This is a genomic window from Hymenobacter agri (assembly GCF_054778495.1).
This window is the reverse complement of record NZ_BAAGZM010001062.1, coordinates 1-917: the sequence shown is the minus strand read 5'-3', so window position 1 is coordinate 917 and position 917 is coordinate 1. Positions and strand designations below refer to the sequence as shown.

Genomic DNA, 917 nt, shown 5'->3' with positions numbered 1-917 from the left:
GCCGAAGTAGCCGCGGCGGCTATTCGTACCGCCCGCGACGCAGCCCACTACGCACCGGTACCGGTCGCTCCGGTGTCGGCCCTCTCCTTCGCGCCAGCCGCCCCCCTTGCGGCCCTCGCCGCCTAAGCGAGCTGGTTCCCATGAACTACATCGCGCTCATCAATCAATTCTGGCAATTGCGTCGGGAAGTGACTTTTTCGAGTACCGAGGCCGACTTGTATTTCTACCTGCTAGATATCTCGAACGGCCGCAACTGGAAGAATCCTTTTCAGCAATCCAACCAGCTTATCTGTGCGACCATCGGGGTTTCGGAGAAACCGCTGATTACGGCTCGCAACCGACTCAAGCAGCATGGCCTGATTGATTTTACGCCCGGTGTCAAACGTTCACCTTCGACCTACAAATTGCTTTTACTGGAAAATCTCCAGCCCAATCGGGAGGAATGCGACAGTAAAAGCGGCAGTGAATCCGGCAGTGAATGCGACAGCCTTTCCGGCGAAAATCCTCCAGACATTAATAAACATAAACTAAACCAGGAAGAACGCGCGGCTGACGCCGCCCCGCCCACTCCGGTTTTGTCAGCTGTTTCCCCACCCCCTCCCGACCCCTTGCCCGCCAAGCCGGCGCGCAGCCCGAAAAAGCCCAAGGCCAGTGCCGACGAGGTAGCGGCCCTGCTCCTGCCCCACCCCGGCGACGTCTTTGCCCAGCGCTGGGCCACGTTCCGGGCCGGCCCCAAGCAGGCGAAGAAGCCGCTCTCGGCGTTTGCGCTCATGCTCTCGAAGCTGGGCAAGTACCCCGAGGCCTTCGCGCTGGAAATGCTCGAGGCCGCCATCCAGGGCGACTGGTCGGGCGTCGAGAACGACGGGACGGCGCGCAAGTACCTGGACTGGCAAGCCGCCCAGCGCACGACGCCGCCC

Annotated in this window: 1 protein-coding gene; it reads left to right on the top strand. The window is 61.6% G+C overall.

The genetic code is table 11. The features are described 5' to 3' along the window. Positions 1–140: 140 nt before the first annotated feature. The coding region (locus ACYVDE_RS24465; RefSeq protein WP_460504125.1) for a hypothetical protein at positions 141–917 on the top strand (777 nt) is incomplete at its 3' end.